This window comes from Chroococcidiopsis sp. CCNUC1 (assembly GCF_023546805.1).
GTDB classification, from domain to species: domain Bacteria; phylum Cyanobacteriota; class Cyanobacteriia; order Cyanobacteriales; family Chroococcidiopsidaceae; genus Chroococcidiopsis; species Chroococcidiopsis thermalis.
Map to the genome: position 1 here is coordinate 5,286,334 of NZ_CP097480.1, position 23,797 is coordinate 5,310,130.

Consider the following 23,797-nt stretch of genomic DNA (forward strand, 5'->3'; position numbering starts at 1 on the left):
GTGCAATATTTTGCCTTTCTACATATGGGTTTCATAATAGCGACAGCGATCGCACGGTCCCTCTGGGTTTACCGCACAACGGATCAACTCAGAATGGGCGTTGAAGCGACAGCTAGCATCGCCAATCACCCAACGTCCCTCTACAAAACTTTTCTCTGCTGGTCGCGCCGCTGACTGTACGTAAAGAGCAATCTTATTTAAACGATAACGCCCCGCTTTCAATTGATAGCGGTGGCGACGTTCTAAAACAGCGTAGGTTTTTCCTTCTAAATCTAAATAGTTCCCTGGTTGGGGAGTCCAATCGAGCATAACTTTGCCGAGGGACTGACGCGGATGCGTCAGAATAACCTCGGTTAGTAAATCTGGTTCCATAACTCACATTCAGGTGTAATGCCGACTACTTTTTGGATGGTATCGCACAATCACCTTTGTCTGGGCAGTTTGAGACGATGTTTTAGGATTGGTAAACTAGAAACATCATGCTTAAAGCCTCGATCGCAATACTAAGTCGCCATGCATTTAACTTGCGCGATTGGCGCGATTGAACCGCTTGCCACTATCAGTCCCAGACATTTTGACTTTTGCCTTTTAACTTTTGACTTACTTAATACGCACCTTTGCGACCCAGCACTACCGCGATCGTTTTGAGTAGGATTTGGATATCCAACCCCAGCGACCAGTTTTCCATATACTTGACATCTAAATTGACAACCTTATCGATTTCATAATCATCAGTATTAGACCGACTAACTTGCCATAAGCCAGTCATACCGGGTAAAACTTGGTAGCGAATAAAATGGCGATCGGCAAATTTCTCTACATCTGAGTTTGGTACTGGTCGCGGTCCAACTAAGCTCATCTCACCGCGCACGACATTAAATAGTTGTGGTAGTTCGTCTAAACTATAGCGCCTCAAAAATTTGCCTATACGAGTAATACGTGGGTCGTTTTCTGTTTGAAACAAAGCACCATCTTTCCACTGATGACTGAACTCTACACTTTTTTGCGATCGGTCTGCATCAGTTTTCATAGTCCTAAATTTCCAGATTTGGAAAGTTTTGCCGTGCAACCCCATACGATTCTGCTTATAAAAAATAGAACCAGATGAATCTATGGCGATTAGCAATGCTATCAACAAATAAGCGGGGATTAACAGCAAAATAAGTGCGATCGCAAAAATGAAATCAAAGCATCTTTTGATTAAAAAATCGCCGCCTATGGTTAAGTAAGAGCTGAGTTCAAAAGTGGGAATACTGCCTAAAAATCTCAACTTAATCTTTTGCTCAACAACTTGCAATGCCGTAGGTAAAACATGTATATTAACCCCTGCATTTTTGAGTTTGATATAGAAAAGAGGTTGAGAAGTAATACCTTCCCAAGAATAGATCAAAACATCTGACACTTTCGATCTATAAATATCTTGTAAGACGCTATCTCGTTCATTTATAGTAGTAATATCTACCCAACCAGCAAAATCATATCTTCGATCGCTATCTAACAACTTAATAGCTGAGTTTTTATCTTCGAGCTTAGAGATTAAATATATAGGATAACGAAGAAAGCCTTGTTCTCGCAGATTGTCAATGGCAATATCTATGCTATATCTAAAGCTGCAAACCAAAGTAACACTTAAAACTCCAGAGAGGATTAAAGATTGATGCAAAATATTTCTTGAATCTTGAAAAAAGAAGACGACCGATAATAGTAGTAAATGAGCGATTGTCAGAGTTTTAGCAATATTAATATAATCTCGGCGTTTGTCCCCAGCTTGATATAGCTCTTGTGAAGCTAGTAGACTAACTTGAAATGCAATAATTGTGGCGATCGCGAGTAAACTATCTTTATTGTCATTAAGTAAATAAAAAGGCTCGCCAAAGCTTGCTGTCACTTGCCAGGATATCAGTAAAGCAAAAATATCAAATAGCAATAATGTAATCAGTCTTCTCCAGCGCTGACCTATTCTTTTTCCGAGTTGGCTAAATAACGGAGCGCGTAAATCCCGAGCGTACCGATCGGATAAAACACTAGTAGATGTCATAATCTATGAATGGTAAACTGAAAATTGGGAAACATATTTGCGAATAGAGATTGATGCATTCGATCTCATATACTCTGCTTTGGCTTAAAGATCGAGAAGAATTAATATATCTATTGCTTGTCAGAATACAATTTGATTTGCGATCGAATTAAGCCTCTATTTCTGATTGAGATAGGCGATCGTAGTGTATGTAGGTAAGTTATAAATTAATATTAAAGTCAGCTGCTAATCTTTCAGTGCAGCAAATATACGGAAAATTTTTGCTTTTAGATAAACAATTTATCAATGAATTAGGTGAATTCAAGTATGTAGAAAGAGAAAATACAAACTAGAGGTGTGCAGCGATCCACACACCCCTAGTTTGTAGTCCAACTTTAAGCCTGACTAGTTATAACTCAGTTAGGCAATGACAAAATCATTAGCACTGAGAGTAGGTTTACCGGAGAATTGAGCGACGGCTGACTCTCCTCCTAATACGCCTAGATCTGGATTGTAGAACAAATTTCCAGTTTCTAAGCTGTATACGATTTTTGCAGTACTGCTTTTAGCAGCAGCATCCGTACTAACTGATGCAAACTCTCCAGCAGAACTGAATCCATTACCAACATTGCTGGTAAGTCCGAAGGTTATTTTGCCGAGGACAATTTTGTCTAATTCGCTGGTCTTGAAATCGCTAATAATATCGACACCGATATCAAATGTAGAGAAGGCAGCACCAGTATTGTAATCGAAGCGATCGGCTCCAAGTCCACCCACCAAAGTATCGTTGGCTCCTTGACCTACAAGGGTGTCATTGCCTGCACCGCCAAGCAGCGTGTCATTTCCCGTATCACCTGCAAGCCTATTAGCACCACCATTACCAGAAATGATATTATCTAGACTGTTGCCAGTACCGTTGATATCTGCATTTCCAGTTAAAGTCAGGTTTTCTACATTAGCCGTGAGAGTGTAGTTGATGGAAGAAAATACCAGGTCAAGACCTGCTCCTGTGTTCTCATTTACTGTATCTCCAGTATTATCAACTACATAAGAGTCGTCACCGTCGCCTCCTTTCATGATGTCGCTGCCTAGCCCACCATCCAGGTAATCGTTGCCTGCCAGACCTTCAAGGGTGTTATCGTTAGTATTCCCGCTCAAAACGTTATTCCCCGCATTACCAGAGCCATTGAGAGCATCAAAGCCAGTGAGGACGAGTTTCTCAACATTATCTGCTAACGTGTAGTTAACGGAAGCATGAACAGTGTCAAAACCTGTATCAGTTCCTGCTGACTCAACAACGATATCACCAGTACTGTCAACGTAGTACACATCGTTACCCAATCCACCCGACATGGTGTCATTGCCTGCACCACCATTAATGATGTTGGCATATTGAGTAGTTATACTACTAGCAACTGAAATATTGTTATCAAGTTCGTTACCCGTACCATTGATGTTGCCTTGATATAGCACTAAGTTCTCAACGTTATCGCTGATAGTATAGGAAGTTGCTGCGGAGTTGACGGTATCAAATCCTTCATTAGCAGCTTCTACAATTATGTCTTCTGGCAGTCCAACTAAATAAGTATCGTCTCCCAATCCTCCATACAAGGTGTCGATGTCACCCGTACTGCCATCAAGAGTATCATTACCAAGCCCACCAATAATCAGGTCTTTGCCACCACCACCATCGAGGTAGTCGTTGCCATCTTTACCGTCAAGAGTATTGGCTACAGCGTTACCAATGATTGAGTTGTTTAAGCTATTGCCAGTACCATTGCTAGCTAAATCAGTTAAGGTGAGATTTTCAACATTGGCTCCCAAAGTATAGGTGATAGAAGACTTAACAGTGTCATTTCCGCCAGGATCGCCTCCAGAACTCCAGGTTTCTACAACTTGATCTCTGAAATTGTCAACAATGTATGTGTCGTTGCCAACTCCACCCTTGAGAATATCTTTGCCAGCACCACCATCTAGCAAATCGTTGCCATTTCCAGAATCATCGAGAAGCCAGTCATCTCCATCTCCTCCATAAAGGGAATCGTCACCACCATTACCTCTAAGAATGTTGATGCCAATATTGCCAGTTATCTTGTTGTTTAAGGTATTACCCGTACCATTGATGTTAGTGGTTCCGGTCAGTGTCAACTCTTCGACATTGTTAGTCAAAGTGTAAGAAACAGATGCTTGTACGAGGTCAATCTCATTTACTAGTGTGGAACTTTCCGTTACGACATCTCCAGTGTTGTCCACAATGTATGTATCGTTATTTGTTCCACCAGAGAGGTTGTCAGCTCCAATTCCACCATCAAGAGTATCGTTTCCACTATCACCATTGAGAGTATTATTGAGATTATTGCCGATAAGGATGTTATTGATGGTATTGCCAACCCCAATGGTAGCACTTCCAGTCAGAGTTAAATTTTCAACGTTGCTATCTAGCGATCGCTCATAATTTATTGATGACAAAATCGTGTCAACGCCTTGACCGCCATATTCAGTCACTCTATCAGCAACGTTATCAACAATATAAGTGTCGTTGCCAGTTCCGCCAGCTAGCGTATCATTACCAAGTCCACCATCAAGGAGGTTGTCACTACTATTACCAGTTATGGTGTTAGCAACGCTGTTACCTATCCCTTCGATCTTGCCAGTTCCCGTTAAGATTAACGTCTCAAATCTATCTTTCAGGGTATAGCTAAAATCGGTTTCGATGGTATCCCTGCCACCTGTGTCATTACCACTGGTATCAGATTCAATCGGATTATCACTTGGGTTATCAAGAACGTATCTATCATCTCCAGCACCACCGATAAGCGTGTCAATGCCAGCATCACCATCGAGGACATCGTTGCCAGCACCACCTGTTAGAGTGTTGCTATTACTATTACCAGTTAGTGTATTATCACCACTATTGCCCGTAGCATCGATTTGGCTTGTTCCCAAAAGAGTTAAGTTCTCTACGTTGGCAAGATTGGCAAGAGAGTAAGTGAAATTAGCTTGAATGGTATCGCTACTTGGATCGGCATCTTCAATAACCGTGTCTCCTACGTTATCTAGAACGTAAGTATCATCACCAAGACCACCTGTTAAAATATCAGCGCCAGCTTTGCCGTCAAGGATGTCGTTGCCAGCCTGACCATCAAGGGTATTATTACCACTGTTACCAATCAGGCTATTATTGCTGCTGTTACCAGTCCCAGTCAGATTTTCAGTTCCTAGTAAAGTAAGATTTTCGACGTTAGGGGTTGAGGTTGATAAAGAATAGTTAAAGTTAGCTCGAACAGTATCAATGCCTGCATTTAAATCTTCGACAACTGTGTCTGTACTATCAATGGTGTAAGTGTCGTCACCAATTCCACCCTTTAAGACATCAGTACCTGCTTTACCATCTAGGTTATCGTTACCTGCCAGTCCCTCTAGGGTATTATTGCCACTATTACCCGTCAGAAGGTTATTACCACCATTACCAATACCATTAACATTGGTAGTACCAGTAAGAGCTAAATTTTCAATATTGGTTGCTAGAGTTGTGGTGATGTCTGCAACTTTAGTGTCAGTAATCTTACCAACGCCAGTAGTTACCAGATTGTCTGTAGTACCGCTATTAAGAGGAGTACCTTTAGGAATAAAAACATTAACTAGGAATGTTTCGTCTGTTTCGTTAATGTTGTCATTGAGAACGGGAATGCTAATAGTTTTAACAGTTTCCCCTGGATTAAAAGTGACAGTTAAATTACTCGTAGCCGTATAGTCTTGTCCGCTCGTAGCTGTAGCATTAACTGTGCTGTATTTTAGGGTTTGACTGAGGGTTAGAGGTTCTGAAAGACTAATTGTGAAAACTAGGCTGGTAGATTCACCCTCAACAATCGTAGCACCACTGATATTGAATGTAGGAGCCATTTGTCCTCCGATTACAGAATTGGAAATAACTATGACATAAACTTTCAAACCTCACTGTTTTAACAAAAAAAACAAGTAATAATAAAACCGAGAAATTACTGATTTTCTCGATTAATTTATTTAATTATTTAAAAAGGCAATTCAAAAAAACTGTGATTTGAATAGAAGTTAAATACAAGAACGTACAAAAAGCTAAATTTATTTTGATTTTAGGTAGACAATAAGAGTACAAAACAAAATTGAATTCGTACAACTACGGAAATAAAGCAAGCGACCTCTACTTACTAATTCAGTAAAAATACTAAATTCATGCGCTCTTTGCTCAATGTCAAATGTAGTTCGATAAAGAAAATATTAAGTTTTTAAGTTTCTGTCTTACTCTAAACTAACTCAATATTTTTTAATTATCTTTTGATATTTATGTATTTCTACTGAAGACTTGCTGAAACAGTCAACTTAAGATAAATGCGAAGCTGATTAATGTATTAGGAACAAATATGAAGAATAATTGGGAAAATTTTTCTACAGTGGATCCAGAATTTTATATTTTAACCCATAAAGTTGATTATTCAAAACCTGAAGGACAAAAGTATTTTTATGACTCTGGTATAAATGCTACAGAAACTTATTTATCGAGAGTTAAAAAATATTTAAGTGAGTATGAAAGAGCACTTGAAATAGGATGCGGTATTGGGCGTTTGACATTTCCACATGCAAAAATATTTAATGAAATTCATGCTGTTGACATTTCTAAATCTATGTTAATGAAACTAGAAGCTACTGCTAAGGTCAATTCAATTACAAATATTAGAACTTTTCTACCAAACGAGCCTTGGGACATTACTGAATCTTTTAACTATGCTTATTCTTGGATTGTATTTCAGCACATTTCAGATTATTCAGTTATAAAAAGCTATATTCAAAAAATTTATAAAAGTTTAAGAAAACAAGGAATAGCTCAACTGCATTTTGACACTAGGTCTAGTAATATATTCTATCAATTTAGAAATAAAACTCCAGACTTTTTACTTCCTAAAAACCAACGCCAAGGTATTAGAAGAATACGGAGAAAGTCAGATGAACTAAGAAGCTTGTTTACAAGTAATCAATTCGCTATTCTTGACGAATTTAGTAAAGAAACCTCAAACCATACTTTTATACTTCAAAAGATTTAATACTTGCATGCAAAACTTTTATGCTAAAAAATAGTTAGCCATCCTTACATATTCAATCAATTTTTTAGTATGAATTCAACTTAGTTACTACATTTTATTTTTATAAAAATTTATGACATACCCAAAAATTTTTATAGTTGTTTATAGCAGAAGTAAATTAATATAAATTGGGCTGGTAGTTAGACAAGGTAAAAATTAAAAATTTAAGATAAGATTGTTATTCCAAAATGAATTTTTAACAGCGTAATAACTCGCACTAAGTACTAAGTTTGAATTACACTGTATTTCTTTTATTTCTTAAATGCGAGATATTGAACTATATTGCGAATAGCGATTTAATAATTAAAATTTGTTGTTATAACTCTTGATTTGAGATTCAAGAAAATTCATGATTTCTTTATTAAACCTCTCTGATGAGAATAGAGAAGCATGAAGGGCAATCTTTTCATTAGACCAAGCAGCTTTTTCAGATAACAGAACTGCATAATTGAGTGCATCAGCAGTTGCATCTGTAAAGAAGATACCTGTTACCCTTTCTATAATTGTTTCTAATGCTCCTCCCTTTGCATAAGCGATAACAGGCTTACCACAAGCCATTGCTTCTACAGGAGCGATACCAAAATCTTCTTCTCCAGGAAAAATAAATCCTTTGCAGCGCTGTAAATAATCAACCACAACACTATCAGGCTGACGACCAAGAAATTTAATATTTGGCTTCGCTTTTAGTTCAAGACGAAGACGCTCTGGTCCATCACCAATAATTACTAAATTTCGTCCACTTTTATTAAATGCTTCTATTGCCAAATCATGGCGCTTATAAGCTACTATACGTCCGACCATTAAGTAAAAATCTTCACTGTCATTAGTAGGAGTAAAGCGTTCAATTTCTACAGGAGGGTAGATAACTTTTGCTTCCCGACGATAGTATTTCTTAATGCGTCGAGCAACGTGGTATGAATTAGCGATAAACTCATCAACTCGGTCGGCACTAACCCGATCCCATGTTCTCAGATAATTCATCAACCAAGGAACTAGGGGTTTTTGCCATTGTTTAACGTCATTTTTCAGATAGAGATGATAGAGATCCCATGCATATCGCATAGGACTATGGCAGTAACAGATGTGTAGTGTTTCTGGCGGCGTAATAATACCTTTAATCACAGAATGATGGCTTGATATAACTAAATCGTAACCATCAAAATTTAACTGCTCCACTGCTGTTGGCATGAGCGGCAAATACATTTGATAGTGAGTTTTTGCACCTGGTAGTTTTTGAATAAATGAAGATCGAATATCCCATCGCTCAAAAAAGCCAGGTATTTTTTCAGAGTTGTAAAGAGTTGTATATACAGGTGCATCTGAAAAGATTTTTTTAAGCACTAGCAACACTTTTTCCGACCCAGCTATTCCTCCCATTAACGATAATTGGTCGTGCGCGATCGCTACGCGAACTCCTTCAAATTTAGTTTTCATTTCTGTTTAATTATTTCAAAATTAGGAATACTTTCACTTTCAAGTGAAATTTCATCTAAATCTAAAACTTCTTTAATTACACTTAGTGTTTCTTGAGCACAACTCCTCCAAGAGAATTGTTCAGCACGTTCTAGTCCTCTCTTTTTTAGTTCTTCCCTCAGAGTTTGATCGCCAATAAGTTTATTGATTTGGTTTGCAATATCATCTGGGCTATAAGGATCGCAATAAAGCACAGCATTATCGAAAATTTCAGGTAAGGCGCTCGTCTTTGATATAACCACTGGACAACCGCAGGTTATAGCTTCAAGAGGTGGAAGTCCGAACCCTTCATAAAAAGAAGGATATACAAAACAAGCAGCATGTTCATACAAAGCTTTTAACTCCTCGTCACTCACATATCCCACACACTTAATTTGTTTGGATGTAAGAGGTTCTATCTGCCTGAAAGCTTGTGGTCTACTACCTCCAGCAACAACAAAAGTTAAATTTTTACCATTTAATAATTCTATTGCTTTGGCTATAGAGCTAAAATTTTTATTAGGATTGATGTTACTGACAGCTAAAACAAAACTACCCGTCTTCAATTCATTTCTATACAAAATACTATAATCAGGTTTGATTTTTTTAATATGTTCGTTTCCCTCATAAACAACTCTTATTTTTTCATAAGGAATTTTACAATAGTAGCTTAATTCTTGCTTAGAAAAATTGGACACTGTAAGAATTTTTTTCGCAATTTTACCTAAACCAACTGACAAAATTTTATACCAAGTGGAAAATATCCATGTAAAGTTGATAGAATTTGCAGCAAATGCTGCATCATGGATTGTTACAATTTGATTAAGCTTAAACAAAGTAGATACAGTACATAAGCTTAGTAACAAACCATTTTTAGAATAAAATGGTAATTCAACTTGTTCCCAGAAATGACCACTAAAATACCCAACTTTCTTAAGGGGTATGTGCTTGAGAGTGAGATCGTACTTTATATTTTTTGGTACAAGCATTTCAAAGGATAATTTTTGCTTGTCAATCTTGCCAGTATCAATAAGAGCGTCTATTTCTTTAATTAGTTCAGTTGCGTAACGCTCAACACCAGAAATTGAGCGTGTGAGAAATCGTGCGTTAATATATATTTTCATAGATTTGCTGTAAGCTAATTGTTTGCTGCGCATTTGCTATCTAAAATAGTGTGGTATACATTTAAATATTGTTGACAAATATGTTCTTTTTGAAAACAATTTATTTTTTTTAAACATTTTTCTTGCATATAAAGCTTTATTTCTGGATTTTGAAGAATAAAACTGAGAATATCTAAAAGTGTTTTAGAGCAAGAAGACTCAAAAAGAAATCCCGTTTCTCCTTCATCAATTATTTCGGGAATACCACCTCGGTTAGAAGCAATTACTGGAATTCCATAGCTATATGCTTCAAATACTACTCTTCCTAAAGGTTCATTCCATAGAGAAGGTACAATCAGAAAATCTATTTTTGGAAAAAAGTTTTCATTTTTGATAAAACCCAAGTAGCTAATGTTAGGTGATTGGTAACTTTTTTTTAGATAGGATTCATATTCTACTGTACCTTTGCCTGCTACTAAGAGTTCCCAGTTGCTTATTGATAAGTTTTTTAATGTATTTAGTAAAAATTCAATTCCTTTGTCAGGTTGGAGTTTTCCCAAATAGCCCAAGCGCAACATACCTCGCTTGTAGGGAAGTGAAGGAATTAATCTAGAGGTAGGACAACAAATATTGAATATAGTTCTTCTAATTGAAGTGTTGTGAAAATAGTTTAAATTAAGATGTTTTTGAAGAATATAATGGCTAATACCTACAACTGCATCTGGTAGTTGAGAGAAGTAGCGTCTCATCAATATATATGGTTGACAAGCTAAGCATGGATACTCACAATTTTTACCTTTACGAAACATAGCGGAGCGAATACAAAGTAAGTAATAGTCTCTTAAAGTATGGATCAGTGCTATATTACGTTTTTTTATAGTTTGCCATACTAAAACAGAAAAGCCTCCTAAGTTATTTGTGTGTACTATATCTGGCTGCTCCATGTCAAGAATGTATTCTAATTCTTGAGACATCCAGGGATTGTATGTATCAAAGGTATGCCATATGGGTTTAAGGATAGAAAGATTTTCTTTATTACCAAACTGCCAATATAAATTCTTTAAACCTAAATAATAAACTTTAACACCATTAATAAACTCAATAGTTCTATCAGAATTAGGACTGGTACTCACTACTACAACTTCATGACCCTGCTGGAACATTGCCTCTGCTAAAAGCTGGACTGATTGCTCAGCTCCTCCTATAAGATTTGGATAGTATAGAGTATTAATTATGAATAACTTCATTATTCTTTAATCCTTTATGATTTATGATTTGAGTTCAATGTTTGAAAGTAATCTACAGTTTTTTGAGCAATTTCTGTCCAGTTAAGTGCTTCTAGATGTGCTACATTGTGGCGAGGAGCATCAAGTGACCAATCAAGAGCTGCTGCTATCTCAGTACAAGTCAACTCTCCTGCATATGTTCTTAACCAAGCTTTGCTTACTACATCTTGTAGCTCATGAAATGTAGCTTGAGATGGCAACAGTACAGGTCGATTAAGAGAGAGTGATAACAAAGCAGTACCAGAATTAAGAATTTGAGAATAAGGCAAAGCTACTAAATCGGCTGCACTTAAATACAGTTGCATTGCATTTTCGGAAAGCATATCTAAATATAAGTGAATTCTATTATCTTCTGCTGCTGCTATCTTCAAAGCTTTTTCAATTTCTGGTGTATAAGGAAAACCAGCAATTAACAGAAAAGCTTGTGGATCGGATAATTGTCGAAAAACCTCAATTAGTCGAGGAATATTTTTGTATGGACGAATTTGCCCAACAAAAGCTATTACTTTTGTTGTTAGTGGCAAAGCAAGCTTTTGCCGAGCTTCAGTTTTAGCAATGAAATTAGGATAAATGTCGCGATAGTGGCCGTGAGGCACTACTGTATTCTTATATTTTCGTAATGTGGGAAAGCTTTTAAAAGCCATTTCCCTTCCAGCTTGACTTAAATGTATACAAGCATCTATCTTTCTAATAAAGCTTTTCCAAAACCAAGATTCTAATCTAGAATAAAGACTTTCATGTGATTTTAAATTATGTACAGTCCAAACAATTTTAGTACCTTGTAGCTTAGCTATATCTATTAAGACCAGCAAGCCCAAGCTAAGGCGTATTGCTTGGAATGGATTTTGACACATTAAGCCTCCTTCAGGCCAGTGGATGTGCCAAATATCATACTTTTCTCGCAATAAGCGATAGGGGGAAAACTCTGTTACTTCAACTCCGAGTGCGTCTATGTGTGTGTAAAGTAGCCAGTTGTATGGATTTTCAGATTTATTTTTAAAAGCTGGTCGAGCTAAAATTTTCATCACGTATTTTTTTGTATTCTTAATTAGTGATTTTATTCTTTTTATCCCTATTCTTTTGCTGAAAAAAAGAGTAAGTTTGGCTTATATTGAGGCTCATTTTGTGCATTGAAAAAATCAACGACACATATAAGACCCAAAAGATATTTTCTTTCATTAGTGGGCTTTCAGTAAAGTTAAAAAATAATAAAAATGTTAAGTATATTATTGGTATAAGATTCCAACTGCTCTTTGTTATACGAACCCAACTAACAGCCCGTAAATAGAGTATTGAGTAACTTACAACGAAAACTGATAGTCCTAATAAACCTATATCCAACCATAAGTTTAAAAAGCCATTATGAGCGTGAGAAACATCCCAATTAACTACTCTCCATACATCAGCTGACTCACCTTCCCAACCTCGCCAAAATCCACCGTAACCATAACCTAACCAAGGACGTTGCCAAATTTTATAACCTATAATAGCCCAGAGAAGTGTACGACCAGATAGTTTAATATCTCTTCCTAGAAGCTGTAGAACTGTGTCTAGATTACTCACTAGTAAAGTAGCTAGAACCCCAAATACTAATACTGTGAAAATACATGCGGGTATAGCAAAGGTGTGATTCCATCGTAAAGCTTTGTACAGGGGTATAAGTGCTATTACAGCTAAAAAAACAACCAAAGCCGTTTTTGATGTTGAAATTAAAAGCAAACTAATTGAGAGCGCAAAACCTATCCAAGCTATCCAACTATATTGAATACTTGTTTGTGTAAATGATAGAAAAATTAATCCACCCAAACTCATGTATTGACCTAGAGCATTCTTATGTCCGTATATCCCCTGCCAAACTCCTCTATGCCCTATGTCCTGAGAAGAATAAATGTATCCCATTCCCATTACTCCATAACTTGGTAGAGCTACAGCAAATATGATACTTAGAATTGCACTAACACCAAATGCCCAAGCTAGGATTTGCATTTGTTCTTTTAAGCTGTAACGAATACCAAAATATACTCCAAACAGAGTTGTATTGAGTAACATTATGCTGGAGATTACCGACCATAATGGTTTAGCAGACCAAAAGATAGAAAATATAGAAATTAGTACTAAAAGCCATAATAACTTTTCTTTGATCGCATAGTAGATAATTTGTTTTTTGTATAAAATAATAAAAGCTATAGTTATCAATCCGATTATGCATAAAAGAAAAACTTGGAGCCGAAAAATTAAATTTTTGTCAGACGCAAAAATCTCAAGCAAGGCAAGCGGCTCTGTGAAGAGTATAAGCGTTAATAATACAAACACTTTTTCTATAAAATTTAAAACTATATTCAAAACTTTATCCTGCTTTAATTAATGAAATTATAATAACTCATTCAAATTCTGTTTGCTTATTATTAAGCAATCTAGTTTGTTGTTCATTTATTGTTTTAAGCTTGGAGCGATTGTTGATTAAAGAAAGCTACTAACAACCATAAACTTATTACCAACAATCCATCTGAAGCTAAGCTTGACCATGCTGCACCTTGCCAAGAGTAGAGGGGAATTAACCACAAATTAAATAAAATATTAAATATAGCTATCAATATCTGTACTGCACTACGTAGTCCTTGGAATCCCGCTCCTGTCAATGTATCTGCTGCAAAGTAGTGCAAAGCTTTTAATAAAGGTAAGGGAGATAACCAGCGTAAAGCTATTGCTGCATCCATATATTCACTACCTAAGACATTAGGAACAATTGGAGCGAAGAAAAACAAACCAATTCCAGCTATAGCACCATAGATTCCCGCAATTGGTGCTAGACGTTTTGCTAATTGAATGCTACCTGTAATTCCAGTACTACCCTGCTGAAAAAATCGAGCATATGCTGCATACAAAAGCGATCGCACGGGTACAAAAGCAACATCAATAATACGATAAGCTGATGCATATATTCCTGCAGACGATAACGAAGATAAACGACCAAGCATAGTTTTGTCTATATCGTTATATATATTTTGAGCAGACAGGCTTATCGAAAAATAAAAACCTTCCAGAAATTCTGTTTTAATTTTGATTAAATCTATTTTTGGTACACCAAATGACTTATGAACGAATAAAATTCCAATAATAGCAGAAGCTGCTGTACTCATGAGATAAAATATACTCCATTCTTTTGCTCCTGAGTTAGGAAGCAAATTCGCAAAACTAAGCGCTGCGAATGTTTTAAGTAAATTTGGTAGAAAGCTTAACTGTGCCGTTTTGCTCAACCATTGAACCGATTGAAAAGCTTGTCCAGCATTATCGACGACTCTAGCAAAAATTAACTCTGAAATAGATATTAAACAAATTAGAATACTAGAGATACTGGAGGGTAAAAATAAATTATATATAACTTGAATCAAAATAACTATTGCGAAACCAAATAATGTTGTAACAATCAAAGAGTTTCCCCAGTATATATTAAACAAATCTTTATTTCTGGAAACGTTTTTAATTAATAGATTTCCGCTACCAAGATTAGCAAAAGGGGCGAGGATTCCAACGAAAGCAGTAGCAGCAACAAATGCACCATATTGTTCAACTCCAAGCGCTCTGGCAATCACTATGAAGTAAACTGCTTGCAATACTATGCGTAATCCTTGAGCAAGTAACATCCATAAGGTATTTTTTACTAAAGAATTCTGCCATATTAAATTAGCCCACTTTTTCAACATTGCTAACTTCATATTTAAGTAGTAGCTATATAAATTCTATATTTATATCGAGCCATAAAGTGTAAGATGAAAAATAAGCTTTATAGCTCGAACTTCAATTGATGTGAATACACCTCGCAGAATTTAATTCATATCGGTTATTTTACATTTTTTCTATTAACTATGGAATTGTTATAACTAGTAGAATCCTCCTCCATGTAATAGTCCTTCACATAGTAGTAATAACTATCAGATTCATTTTCCAAAATCACGCCATTGACCACTAAACCCAAGACTTTCTGACCGGAAGACTGCAACAAATCTTTAGCAGTAGTAGCAGTATTAGAACTCACAACACCAGGTCTTGCTACCATCAATAAACCATCTGTCATCTTACCCAACATGAGAGCATCAGCAGCTACTAAAACTGGAGGAGCATCAATAATTACAAAATCAAACGATTTAGCAAAATTATCGATTAAGGAAGTCATTTGCACGGAATCGAGCAGTGCTACGGGGTTGGGAGGAGTCGCACCAGCTGTGAGAATATGCAATTTAGGCAGAACTTCTTTAATTGCAGACTGGTAATCTACTTGACCGACGATCGCATCGCTTAATCCTTCTGTATTAGCTTTCTCCCAAATGTGGTGTTGTCTGGGACGGCGCATGTCTGCATCAACAATTAAGACTCTGTTTCCCAGTTGAGCGATCGCCGCTCCTAAATTAGCAGAAACCGTAGATTTACCTTCTCCAGGAACAGAGCTAGTGACTAAAATCACTTTCAATTTATCCGAACTGGAAAATTTTAAGTTAGCCTGAAGCATCCGGAAAGCTTCCGCAATTGGCGCACGCGGAGTGTCTCTGACTGGGAGGGCGATCGTAGTTGCCTCCGCACTTTTTCCATCGGCAGCAGCTTTCTTTATCAGAGAAGGAATAGCTCCTAAAAAGGTATAGCCAAATAACTCTCTTGCTTCCTTCAGAGTTTTGACCGATGTATCCTTAATTTCTAAGACTGCAACCGTACCGCTTGACAACACTACGCTCAACAATATACCTGCTGCCAAAATTATCATCGGTTTGAACAACAAAGCTTTTTCGGGAGCTAATGCAGATTCAATAATCCGAGCGTTACCCATATTTTGATTCTCTGCTACTCTCACCTCTTGCAGCTTTTGCAGCAGAATTTCGTATGTCGATTGAGCCGCTTTGAGTTGTCTTTCGAGTTCCCGTTGTTGCTGTTCTAATTTGGGCAGAATGTTAGCTCTTTGTTTATAGAGGTTGTATTCACCCGATAAAGAAGCTAAACGACTTGCTAAACCCAGACGCTCTACTTCTAGCTGAATATATGCCTCAGTTAGTTTCTGTTTGCTTTCACCGATTTGTAACTTACCATCAGCTACGGCTCGCGTCTTTCCTACAGCCTGGGAGATCCGTTGGCTGAGTAAGGCTTTGAGAGCTGTTCTCTTTTGCTTGAGATTGGAAATTCCTGGATAGGTTTCGGCATAGCGCGTCCGCAGTTGTGCTAGTTCGGCTTCGGTTTTTTGATATTCTGTTAAAACTCTTTGCACGCCGCGAGCCTGATTGAGCGCGTTGAGGTTCAAGCTAGTATCTGTATCCATACCGACTTGTTGGCGCAGTTTTGCCAGCTTAGTATTAGCATTTGCCAATTCTGCTCGAACCTGGGCGATTTGTCCTTCTAAAGTTTGGATAACCGTGACTGCACCTTGTGCCTCTACTTCTAATGCAATTAGGTGATTCTGTTCTTTAAAGCGACGCAGAGCGCTTTCGGCTCGACGCACGCGGGCTTCAACATCAGGAATTTGCTTAGCAATAAAATCTCCGGCTGCTGTTGCCGTAACTCGATTAGTTTGAATATTGTTTTCTAAATAAACGTTCATCAATTTATTGACGACGGCAGCAGCTTCATCAGGACTGATGCTTTTATACGTCACTTGCATCACATCAGTGCCACCAATATTTTTCAACTTTAGTTTGTTGATAAAATCTTCTGGCTTAAGTGGTTCACTTGTGCGATCGTCTTTGAGATTGAGTGCAGCTACAGTTTTTTGTAAGAGGGGAATAGAGCGCACGACTTCAATTTCAGTATTGACAGGATTACTCTGAAGATTTAAGCCTTCTAAGTCTCCGATTCCCTGCCCCAAACCTGTGAGAGCAGCCGTTTGATCGTTTTTCTTAACGATCAGTTTCCCCGTCGCTTCATAAACGGGTTTCTGCAAGCATACAGCTATAATTGCTAAACCCAGAATGGCAGTAAACACGCCCGTACCAGGTAGCCAACGGCGTTTTAAAATTATCCATAATTTTGAAAAATCTAAATCTAGATTTTCCGAGGTTTCAATAAGTCGCTCTTGCATAACTCAAAAATAGTAGAGAGAATAGTTCGGGTAAAAATTCCTGAAATACCAAGTTATAAGTTCTCAGTACAACGCGAATCTTTACAAAGTTATTAAGGTTTTGAGATACTACAGTTCAGTAATCTAAATTTCAAATAAAAGCTAACTTGAGTAATACAGGATATCCAAGCGAGTTTTCACCGATAACTTTATTTCAGGCTAATTTACTTTTAAAACTTCTTCCGTGGATTTACGTATAGACGAAGGAAATCAAGGATTATATATCATAGCCATTTTCAATTGAATGAGATAGGCGAGTAGGGGCGCACGGCTGTGCGCCCCTACAAATATATTGGCGATTGCAAAGAGAAACGTTATCAGAAATCGCCCTTTTAGTGGAGAACAATTAGCAACTCCAAATTTGAATAGAAAAAATGGCGAAGAATCGAAAGCTAGCCGCTAAATTTTCAGAATCATTCCTGCACTCTGTTGTTTTTGGGAATTAGAAATTTACTCAAAATAAAATAGGCGATCGCAGCTGCAATAATGCCGTTAATGGGCTTGACACCTGGAGAGAAGTAGGCGACTGCACTTGCTAACACGTAAGCAATAATTCCCGCCCAATTAAATGCAGGCTGTTTCTCTGTTAGTGCAGGGAAATGTCCTTTATGATGCAACCAGTAATCTGCCATTATGACCCCACCAATGGGAGGAATAAACGTTCCTAGTAAAATGAGGTAGGGGACGAGTAAATTGTAAATTCCGCCCCAGGCTAACACTAAAGCAACAGTCGCACCACCCAACACGAAAGCCGTCCGTTTGTTAGTACGGAACATATGCGCGCCTGCAACCGAGAATGCATAGATGGTGTTGTCTTGTGTCGTCCACATATTTAAGAACAACAGCACCAAACCCCAAAATAGCAATCCTTGTTGCGCCATGACTTGTACGATGTCTTCATTACCGTAAACTAGAGCGCAGAATGCACCGCTAAATATGAGTAAGCCATTGGCAAAGAAAAAGGCAGTGAGGGTACTTATCCATGCCGTGCGCCCCGAATTGGCAAATCGGCTCCAGTTAGTGGCTTGAGTTCCGCCTGAAATAAACGTCCCGACAATAATTGTAATAGCTTCACCGATTGGCATGGGTTCTTTAGGGACGATCGCCTGCAACCCTGTAAACCCTCCGACTTTCGTGGTGGCGATCGCCAAACTCCAAACCATTAAAATTAACATTGCTGGGACGGCAATTCGACTCAGCCAATCCATCGCCCGATAGCCAATATACGCTGTAGAACAAAAGAAATAAGTAAAAAATAGAATAATCAGCCAATTCCAGCCAGCCGGAACGCCTAAAAGCTTATTTGCTAACTCTGCCATCAGCGCCGATCCCCAAGCATACCAACCAATTTGGGTAAAACCAAGCAGAAAATCGACCCAACGAGAACCCACATTGCCAAAACTGAACCGCGACATCAAGACCGTACTCAGACCTGTCTTGGCAGAAATATAAGCTAGTAGACTCGCGTAGATGCCTAAAATTAAATTGCCGATGACAATCAGCGAGACAAGATCGGGGAAAAATCGAAACGATGGACCTACCCTACCCCCAGCAAATAACGTTCCTGAGTATAAGGTAAAACCCATCAGCAAGGGAGCTAAAGACCAAATTGATTTGCGTGCTGAGGCAGGGACAGCACTGAGGGGATAATCTTCACTAACAGGCGATCGCGCTACGAATTGCTGTTCTTCTGACGTGCTACTCATACTCAAGCGAATAAAAGGTTGAAATTATTCTCAGGGCGATCGCGATCGAGTAAATGTATCATAGTTAACACGATCTGCGCTGAATTTTGCCTTCCCAGCCGATCGAACTGTAGTGATATGACTGTATAAATTAATATCGAAACTACAACATATAGCCGACTGAAAAGAGTGGAAATAACAGAAAATCTTACCTTGAGAAGATGCGCGATCGCCTGAATATACTTTTGCATATATTAATAACTGTAACTGCTAAGTAGTATGAATCGACAGAAAATAGCAGGCAAAGAAGAAACAAAGTTTATATTTAATTCTTCCCATTCATTAACTAAAAGTTGCACCTGATACAAGTTTCTAATTTTTGACTTTTAGCTTTTAAATTTTGACTTTTTCATAGGAGCCACGATACCAATGAACGTCACTCAAAAGCTGATCCAGTCTCATTTAATTGAGGGAAAAATGATTCCAGGGCAGGAGATTGGTCTGAAAATCGATCAGTCTCTGACCCAAGATGCTACGGGTACGATGGTGATGCTGGAGTTGGAAGCTTTAGGAATCGATCGCGTCAAAACCGAACTTTCTGCCCAATATGTAGACCACAATTTATTACAAACAGATTACAAAAACGCCGACGACCATTTATTTCTGCGTTCTGCCTGTCAGCGATTTGGTATTTGGTACAGTCGCCCTGGAAATGGTGTCAGTCATCCCGTCCACATGGAACGATTCGGTATTCCTGGGAAAACTCTGATCGGTTCCGACAGCCACACCCCCGCCGCTGGTTCTTTGGGAATGTTAGCTTTCGGCGCGGGTGGAATTGACGTAGCTATGGCGATGGCAGGGGAACCGATGTATCTTAAAATGCCAAAAGTTTTGGGCGTGAAGCTAACCGGAAAGTTGCCTGACTGGGTAAGCGCCAAAGATGTCGTGCTAGAGATGCTGCGGCGCTACGATGTCCACGGCTGTCGCAATACAATTATCGAGTACTACGGATCGGGGCTGGAAAACTTGAGTGCAATGGATCGGCACGTTATTGCCAACATGGGTACGGAAATGGGGGCGACAACGACGGTATTTCCATCCGATGCTGAGGTAAAACGGTTTTTAGCTTCCCAAGGACGGGGTGAAGATTGGGTAGAACTGATCGCCGATGCTGGCGCAGAATACGACCTTCATGACGAAATTAATTTATCTGAATTAGTCCCTTTAATTGCTTGTCCCAGCAGTCCTGGTAATGTCGTCCCCGTGCGAGAAGTGCAAGGCAGATCGGTACAGCAAGTGGTAATTGGTTCTTCCGCAAATCCAGGCATACGAGATTTTTGGATTGTGAGTCAAATTGTCAAAGGTAAAACAGCAAGCGATCGCGTTTCCTTTGACGTTAATCCTACCTCGCGCCAGGGAATCGAGAATTTAGCTGCGATGGGAACGACTTTCTTAGATCTAATTCACGCTGGGGCGCGGTTTCATCAAGCGGGTTGTCTCGGTTGTATTGGTATGGGACAAGCCCCCGCCTCGAATCAAATTTCTTTACGCACCTTTCCCCGCAATTTTCCTGGGCGATCTGGAACTGCTGACGACCAGGTATATTTGTGCAGTCCTGAAACAGCAGCAGCGGCAGCTTTAACGGGGGTAATTACAGATCCGCGAGATTTAGAACAAATTTACGGCATGAATTATCCTCAATTTGTCGCTCCAGAAAAAGAGATGATTAATACAGAAATGCTCGTACCACCTCCTACAGATGGGAGTCAGATTCAGTTAGAAAAGGGACCAAATATTAAATCTCTACCAGATTTTCCAGAATTACCAAATCGGGTTACTACTCCCGTTTTACTTAAAGTTGGTAACAATATTTCTACTGATGAAATTATGCCGGCAGGGGCGCGGGTACTACCATTTCGGAGTAACATTCCTGGGATCAGTCAGTTTGTCTACTATATGGTAGATGAAACTTTTGCGGAGCGAGCTAAAGTTGCTCAGAAAGAATATGGCGGTCATGTCATCGTTGCAGGCGACAACTACGCCCAAGGTTCGAGTCGAGAACACGCCGCGATCGCACCCAAATATTTAGGACAAGTAGCGGTGTTAGCTAAGTCCTACGCTCGAATTGGGTGGCAAAATTTAGTTAATTTCGGCATTATGCCGCTAGAATTTGTCAATTCTGATGATTACGATACTATCGATCGCGATGATGAAATCGAAATTGTAGGATTGCGCGATGCTTTAACTTCTGGACAACCAATTGTGGCTAAAAATAAGACAAAAAATCTCGTTTATGAAATGACTCACAGCATCAGCCCGCGTCAAATTCATATCCTTTTACACGGAGGTGTAATTAACGAATTTAGAGAAAAATTGAGCGAGCGACAAGATTTAAGCGAAGATCCTAGCATTTCTGCCAAACAAGAATCTTTGGCTGATAAACAGGATGTATTGGGGTAATTGGTAATTGGTAGTTGGTAGTTGTAAGTTAACCCTTCTCCCCGTTCGATCTCATTCTATTTACCGATCGCTATTTATAACTCTTGGAGGAGATAGCAATCAAAACTTCTGTGACAGACTACGGATTAATTCAGTAAAAAAATCTTGCTCGACCGTTAGGAGAAAGATTATGGGTATAGGCGATTTTTTTAAAAACATTCCTGGTGTAGGCGATCGCAGACGAGATGACGATCGAGACTATCGAAATCGCAATGACGACGACGATCGCAGATATCGCAATCGCGATGAAGATGAGGACGACGATCGCGAGTACAGATATCGTTCGCGGGTAGAAGAAGAACGAGAATATAGAGATCGGTACGACGAAGAGGATGACGACAACGATCGCAGATATAGAAGGCGCGATCGCGACGATGACGATGAAGATCGAGAGTATAGAAGTCGCAGTCGGGATGATGATGACGATCGGGAATATCGATCCCGCGATCGCGACGATGACGATGACGATTAACGATCAACCTACTAGCGATCGCCCCATCCTTTCCTGTTGAAGGCTATTTGTCTCTGGCATTAGTAACCAAAAGCAGGCGAGGGCAACAGAGGCGATCGCTGCTAAAGTGAGGAAACCTGCATTGTACCCTGCCTCTTGTACTACAAAACCTGTCAGCAAATTACTCAGGGAAGCGCCAATCCCTACAGCAGTACTAATTGCCCCTTGAGTCAGGTTAAAACGACCAGTCCCTTTAGTTAAATCTGCAACTATTAACACAGATACTACTCCAAAGATACCAGCGCCAATTCCATCTAAAATTTGTACGGAGACGAGAAAAAAGGGATTGTCGCTAAAAGTGTAGAGTACGCCCCGAATTGGCAAAATCGCAAAGCCTAACAAGAAGACTGGTTTGCGTCCTGCGTGGGCTAAACTTCCCGCCCAAGTTGACACGGGGATCATCACCAACTGCGCCACAATGATGCAAGCTGACATGTACAGGGAAGCCCCTGTAGCCTTACCATCTGCAAGTCTTTGTCCGACAAGGGGTAACATTGCAGCGTTAGCAAAGTGAAATAGCACGGCAGAAACGGCAAATATGAGGATGCGACGATCGCTTAAGATTTGACCGATGCCAGAAATATGCGATCGCTTTTCCTGCCCCTCTCCATCTTGCCCATCTTTTGCAGCCCGTGCCAAGTCGGGATCGATGTCTCGATTGCGGATTTGGAGTACGGCGATCGCACTCGCGATCGCCGTGACTGCGACAAGAACAAAGATTCCTTCTCTAGCAACGAAATGACCGATAGTACCCGCTAAAGCTGCCGCAGCAACATTTCCGGCATGATTGAAAGCCTCGTTGCGACCGATGCGACGGTCTAGTTTGTTATATCCGACTATCCCTAACGTAATTGCTGCTATAGCTGGAGGAAAAATTGCTGCTGCTACACCAATTAAAGCCTGAGCTGAAACTACTGTCGGTAAGGTTGGCGACAGTATCATGCCGATGCAACCTACCGCAACTAGCGCCGCTGCCACCACAACTAACAACCGTTTTTGTCGCAGGCGATCGACCACAGCCCCCGCTGGGGTTTGGGCAATTACTGTAGCAATTCCCATAGCAGACATGGCAATCCCGATATTGGCTGGACTCCATTTATGGGAAGCTTGCAAGTAGATTGCTAAATAAGGTCCGACTCCATCCCGCACGTCAGCAAGGAAGAAATTGAGCCGATCGAGCGATCTCAAACTTTTTTTCGGCGATCTAAGAGAGTTTTTAGACATAGAATTACAGTCCCTTTCTCAGTAGAAAAAAGGACTAAGTTATTTGTTAAGATAGATTACAGACTAAAACAAACGACTAAACTCAAGAATCTACTTTAAGATAGAAACTTGTAGCAACTTTGTCTATTTCATAAATAGAAAAGAAGAGAATTTACAACTCAACTTCAGCAGCTCTAAAGCTTTCAATACAAGCAATAGATGTATTTCTAGTAGTAAGGTGAATTTTTGCACTATGTTTGAAGTTTGCCAATATAATAGGAAAACTATATATAAATACATTCTCTCTATTTATAAGTCTTATTCCTATAAGTTCGGATGAATGAAACTGTCGCCGTGCCATTAAAAATTCTTGTGATTCGATCGAGACAAGTTGTTAGAAAATACTCTTAATCGATCTCCCAAGGAGTTTTTATGGAGATAGGCGATTTTCTCAAAAATATTCCTGGCTTTCCGCAAGACCGCCGCGATGATGATGGCGATCGCACATCCAGAAGGCGCGATGATGACGACGATGACGATCGCAGGTACAAAGACGACGATCGCGAGTATAGAAGGCGCGACGATGATGACGATGACGATCGCAGATATAGAAGCCGTAAACGCGATGACGATGATGATGATGACGATGATGATGACTAAAACCGTCGTCTTGAGTTTGAGCTAGATTGCAGCACCATTTTTGCTTAGAATGAACCAAGTAAGGCTTCGTTTGGCGTTAGCTTCTCAGTTAGCGCCATTTTTGTCGCTCTAAACTATTGCATATCTAATTTTGCACTATGCAATTAACCAGCATCAGATATACTGTG

The 23,797-nt window shown here is 39.1% G+C and carries 17 protein-coding genes and 1 pseudogene; 5 read left to right on the plus strand and 13 right to left on the minus strand.

What is annotated here, in order from left to right:
* Window positions 1-18: 18 nt before the first annotated feature.
* The 3 genes from M5J74_RS24435 to M5J74_RS24445 form a co-directional block, all read right to left on the minus strand.
* Window positions 19-372 carry a DUF6464 family protein gene (locus M5J74_RS24435; RefSeq protein ID WP_015156599.1) on the minus strand — a complete coding sequence of 118 codons (354 nt, stop codon included), beginning with the start codon at window positions 370-372 and terminating at the stop codon, window positions 19-21.
* Window positions 373-604: 232 nt separating this feature from the next.
* Window positions 605-2,038: a sugar transferase gene (locus tag M5J74_RS24440; RefSeq protein WP_250013675.1), complete on the minus strand. Its 1,434-nt coding sequence runs from the start codon at window positions 2,036-2,038 to the stop codon at window positions 605-607.
* A gap of 399 nt (window positions 2,039-2,437) precedes the next feature.
* Window positions 2,438-5,920 carry a Calx-beta domain-containing protein gene (locus M5J74_RS24445; RefSeq protein WP_250013676.1) on the minus strand — a complete coding sequence of 1,161 codons (3,483 nt, stop codon included), beginning with the start codon at window positions 5,918-5,920 and terminating at the stop codon, window positions 2,438-2,440.
* 497 nt (window positions 5,921-6,417) lie between these two features.
* Between M5J74_RS24445 and M5J74_RS24450 the strand changes: the two genes are divergently transcribed.
* A complete protein-coding gene (locus M5J74_RS24450; RefSeq protein ID WP_250013679.1) occupies window positions 6,418-7,095 on the plus strand; it encodes a class I SAM-dependent methyltransferase in 678 nt (225 codons plus the stop codon).
* A 342-nt stretch (window positions 7,096-7,437) separates the two neighbouring features.
* Here the strand turns inward: M5J74_RS24450 and M5J74_RS24455 are convergent, their stop codons facing one another.
* Genes M5J74_RS24455 through M5J74_RS24470 form a run of 4 tightly spaced genes read right to left on the minus strand, consistent with a single transcriptional unit; the run spans window position 7,438 to window position 12,000 of the window.
* On the minus strand, window positions 7,438-8,568 hold the full coding sequence (locus tag M5J74_RS24455; protein ID WP_250013693.1) for a glycosyltransferase: 1,131 nt from the start codon (window positions 8,566-8,568) through the stop codon (window positions 7,438-7,440).
* Complete coding sequence (locus M5J74_RS24460; protein WP_250013696.1) at window positions 8,565-9,743, minus strand: glycosyltransferase family 1 protein; 1,179 nt, start codon at window positions 9,741-9,743, stop codon at window positions 8,565-8,567. Before M5J74_RS24460 ends, M5J74_RS24455 begins: the two co-directional genes overlap by 4 nt.
* Window positions 9,725-10,936 carry a glycosyltransferase family 4 protein gene (locus M5J74_RS24465; RefSeq protein WP_250013710.1) on the minus strand — a complete coding sequence of 404 codons (1,212 nt, stop codon included), beginning with the start codon at window positions 10,934-10,936 and terminating at the stop codon, window positions 9,725-9,727. The genes M5J74_RS24460 and M5J74_RS24465 overlap by 19 nt, the downstream gene beginning before the upstream one ends.
* A 14-nt stretch (window positions 10,937-10,950) precedes the next feature.
* Complete coding sequence (locus tag M5J74_RS24470; RefSeq protein ID WP_250013713.1) at window positions 10,951-12,000, minus strand: glycosyltransferase; 1,050 nt, start codon at window positions 11,998-12,000, stop codon at window positions 10,951-10,953.
* Between the two features lie 98 nt (window positions 12,001-12,098).
* Between M5J74_RS24470 and M5J74_RS33655 the strand changes: the two genes are divergently transcribed.
* On the plus strand, window positions 12,099-12,263 hold the full coding sequence (locus M5J74_RS33655) for a hypothetical protein (RefSeq protein WP_371934078.1): 165 nt from the start codon (window positions 12,099-12,101) through the stop codon (window positions 12,261-12,263).
* A 77-nt stretch (window positions 12,264-12,340) separates the two neighbouring features.
* On the opposite strand, the pseudogene M5J74_RS33660 reads toward M5J74_RS33655, so the two are convergent.
* The 5 genes and pseudogenes from M5J74_RS33660 to M5J74_RS24495 all read right to left on the minus strand — a co-directional run.
* A pseudogene (locus tag M5J74_RS33660) lies at window positions 12,341-13,024 on the minus strand (O-antigen ligase family protein); the annotation flags it as partial.
* Between the two features lie 389 nt (window positions 13,025-13,413).
* Entirely contained in the window at window positions 13,414-14,691 is a 1,278-nt protein-coding gene (locus tag M5J74_RS24480) for an oligosaccharide flippase family protein (RefSeq protein ID WP_250013719.1), read from the minus strand.
* A 125-nt stretch (window positions 14,692-14,816) separates the two neighbouring features.
* On the minus strand, window positions 14,817-17,033 hold the full coding sequence (locus M5J74_RS24485) for a polysaccharide biosynthesis tyrosine autokinase (RefSeq protein WP_250013722.1): 2,217 nt from the start codon (window positions 17,031-17,033) through the stop codon (window positions 14,817-14,819).
* A gap of 452 nt (window positions 17,034-17,485) precedes the next feature.
* Window positions 17,486-18,778: a cytosine permease gene (codB, locus tag M5J74_RS24490; protein ID WP_250013723.1), complete on the minus strand. Its 1,293-nt coding sequence runs from the start codon at window positions 18,776-18,778 to the stop codon at window positions 17,486-17,488.
* 2 nt (window positions 18,779-18,780) lie between these two features.
* Complete coding sequence (locus M5J74_RS24495) at window positions 18,781-19,008, minus strand: hypothetical protein (RefSeq protein WP_041462604.1); 228 nt, start codon at window positions 19,006-19,008, stop codon at window positions 18,781-18,783.
* A 178-nt stretch (window positions 19,009-19,186) separates the two neighbouring features.
* On the opposite strand from M5J74_RS24495, the gene M5J74_RS24500 reads away from it, so the two are divergent.
* Both M5J74_RS24500 and M5J74_RS24505 read left to right on the plus strand, forming a co-directional pair.
* Window positions 19,187-21,217 carry an aconitate hydratase gene (locus tag M5J74_RS24500; RefSeq protein ID WP_250013726.1) on the plus strand — a complete coding sequence of 677 codons (2,031 nt, stop codon included), beginning with the start codon at window positions 19,187-19,189 and terminating at the stop codon, window positions 21,215-21,217.
* Window positions 21,218-21,386: 169 nt separating this feature from the next.
* Window positions 21,387-21,728 carry a polyribonucleotide nucleotidyltransferase gene (locus M5J74_RS24505; RefSeq protein WP_106166524.1) on the plus strand — a complete coding sequence of 114 codons (342 nt, stop codon included), beginning with the start codon at window positions 21,387-21,389 and terminating at the stop codon, window positions 21,726-21,728.
* Window positions 21,729-21,731: 3 nt separating this feature from the next.
* On the opposite strand, the gene M5J74_RS24510 is transcribed toward M5J74_RS24505, so the two are convergent.
* Window positions 21,732-22,991, minus strand: a complete 1,260-nt coding sequence (locus tag M5J74_RS24510; protein ID WP_250013740.1) for an MFS transporter — start codon at window positions 22,989-22,991, stop codon at window positions 21,732-21,734.
* 411 nt (window positions 22,992-23,402) lie between these two features.
* On the opposite strand from M5J74_RS24510, the gene M5J74_RS24515 reads away from it, so the two are divergent.
* Window positions 23,403-23,630 carry a hypothetical protein gene (locus tag M5J74_RS24515; protein ID WP_015156617.1) on the plus strand — a complete coding sequence of 76 codons (228 nt, stop codon included), beginning with the start codon at window positions 23,403-23,405 and terminating at the stop codon, window positions 23,628-23,630.
* Window positions 23,631-23,797: the final 167 nt, after the last annotated feature.

Coding starts and splice junctions, on each gene's coding strand:
- M5J74_RS24445 (WP_250013676.1), bottom strand. CDS start 5,920: ATGGCTCCTACATTCAATATCAGTGGTGCTACGATTGTTGAGGGTGAA.
- M5J74_RS24460 (WP_250013696.1), bottom strand. CDS start 9,743: ATGCGCAGCAAACAATTAGCTTACAGCAAATCTATGAAAATATATATT.
- M5J74_RS24455 (WP_250013693.1), bottom strand. CDS start 8,568: ATGAAAACTAAATTTGAAGGAGTTCGCGTAGCGATCGCGCACGACCAA.
- M5J74_RS24450 (WP_250013679.1), top strand. CDS start 6,418: ATGAAGAATAATTGGGAAAATTTTTCTACAGTGGATCCAGAATTTTAT.
- M5J74_RS24495 (WP_041462604.1), bottom strand. CDS start 19,008: ATGCAAAAGTATATTCAGGCGATCGCGCATCTTCTCAAGGTAAGATTT.
- M5J74_RS24500 (WP_250013726.1), top strand. CDS start 19,187: ATGAACGTCACTCAAAAGCTGATCCAGTCTCATTTAATTGAGGGAAAA.
- M5J74_RS24515 (WP_015156617.1), top strand. CDS start 23,403: ATGGAGATAGGCGATTTTCTCAAAAATATTCCTGGCTTTCCGCAAGAC.
- M5J74_RS24480 (WP_250013719.1), bottom strand. CDS start 14,691: ATGAAGTTAGCAATGTTGAAAAAGTGGGCTAATTTAATATGGCAGAAT.
- M5J74_RS24510 (WP_250013740.1), bottom strand. CDS start 22,991: ATGTCTAAAAACTCTCTTAGATCGCCGAAAAAAAGTTTGAGATCGCTC.
- M5J74_RS24465 (WP_250013710.1), bottom strand. CDS start 10,936: ATGAAGTTATTCATAATTAATACTCTATACTATCCAAATCTTATAGGA.
- M5J74_RS24440 (WP_250013675.1), bottom strand. CDS start 2,038: ATGACATCTACTAGTGTTTTATCCGATCGGTACGCTCGGGATTTACGC.
- M5J74_RS24435 (WP_015156599.1), bottom strand. CDS start 372: ATGGAACCAGATTTACTAACCGAGGTTATTCTGACGCATCCGCGTCAG.
- M5J74_RS24470 (WP_250013713.1), bottom strand. CDS start 12,000: ATGAAAATTTTAGCTCGACCAGCTTTTAAAAATAAATCTGAAAATCCA.
- M5J74_RS24505 (WP_106166524.1), top strand. CDS start 21,387: ATGGGTATAGGCGATTTTTTTAAAAACATTCCTGGTGTAGGCGATCGC.
- codB (WP_250013723.1), bottom strand. CDS start 18,778: ATGAGTAGCACGTCAGAAGAACAGCAATTCGTAGCGCGATCGCCTGTT.
- M5J74_RS24485 (WP_250013722.1), bottom strand. CDS start 17,033: ATGCAAGAGCGACTTATTGAAACCTCGGAAAATCTAGATTTAGATTTT.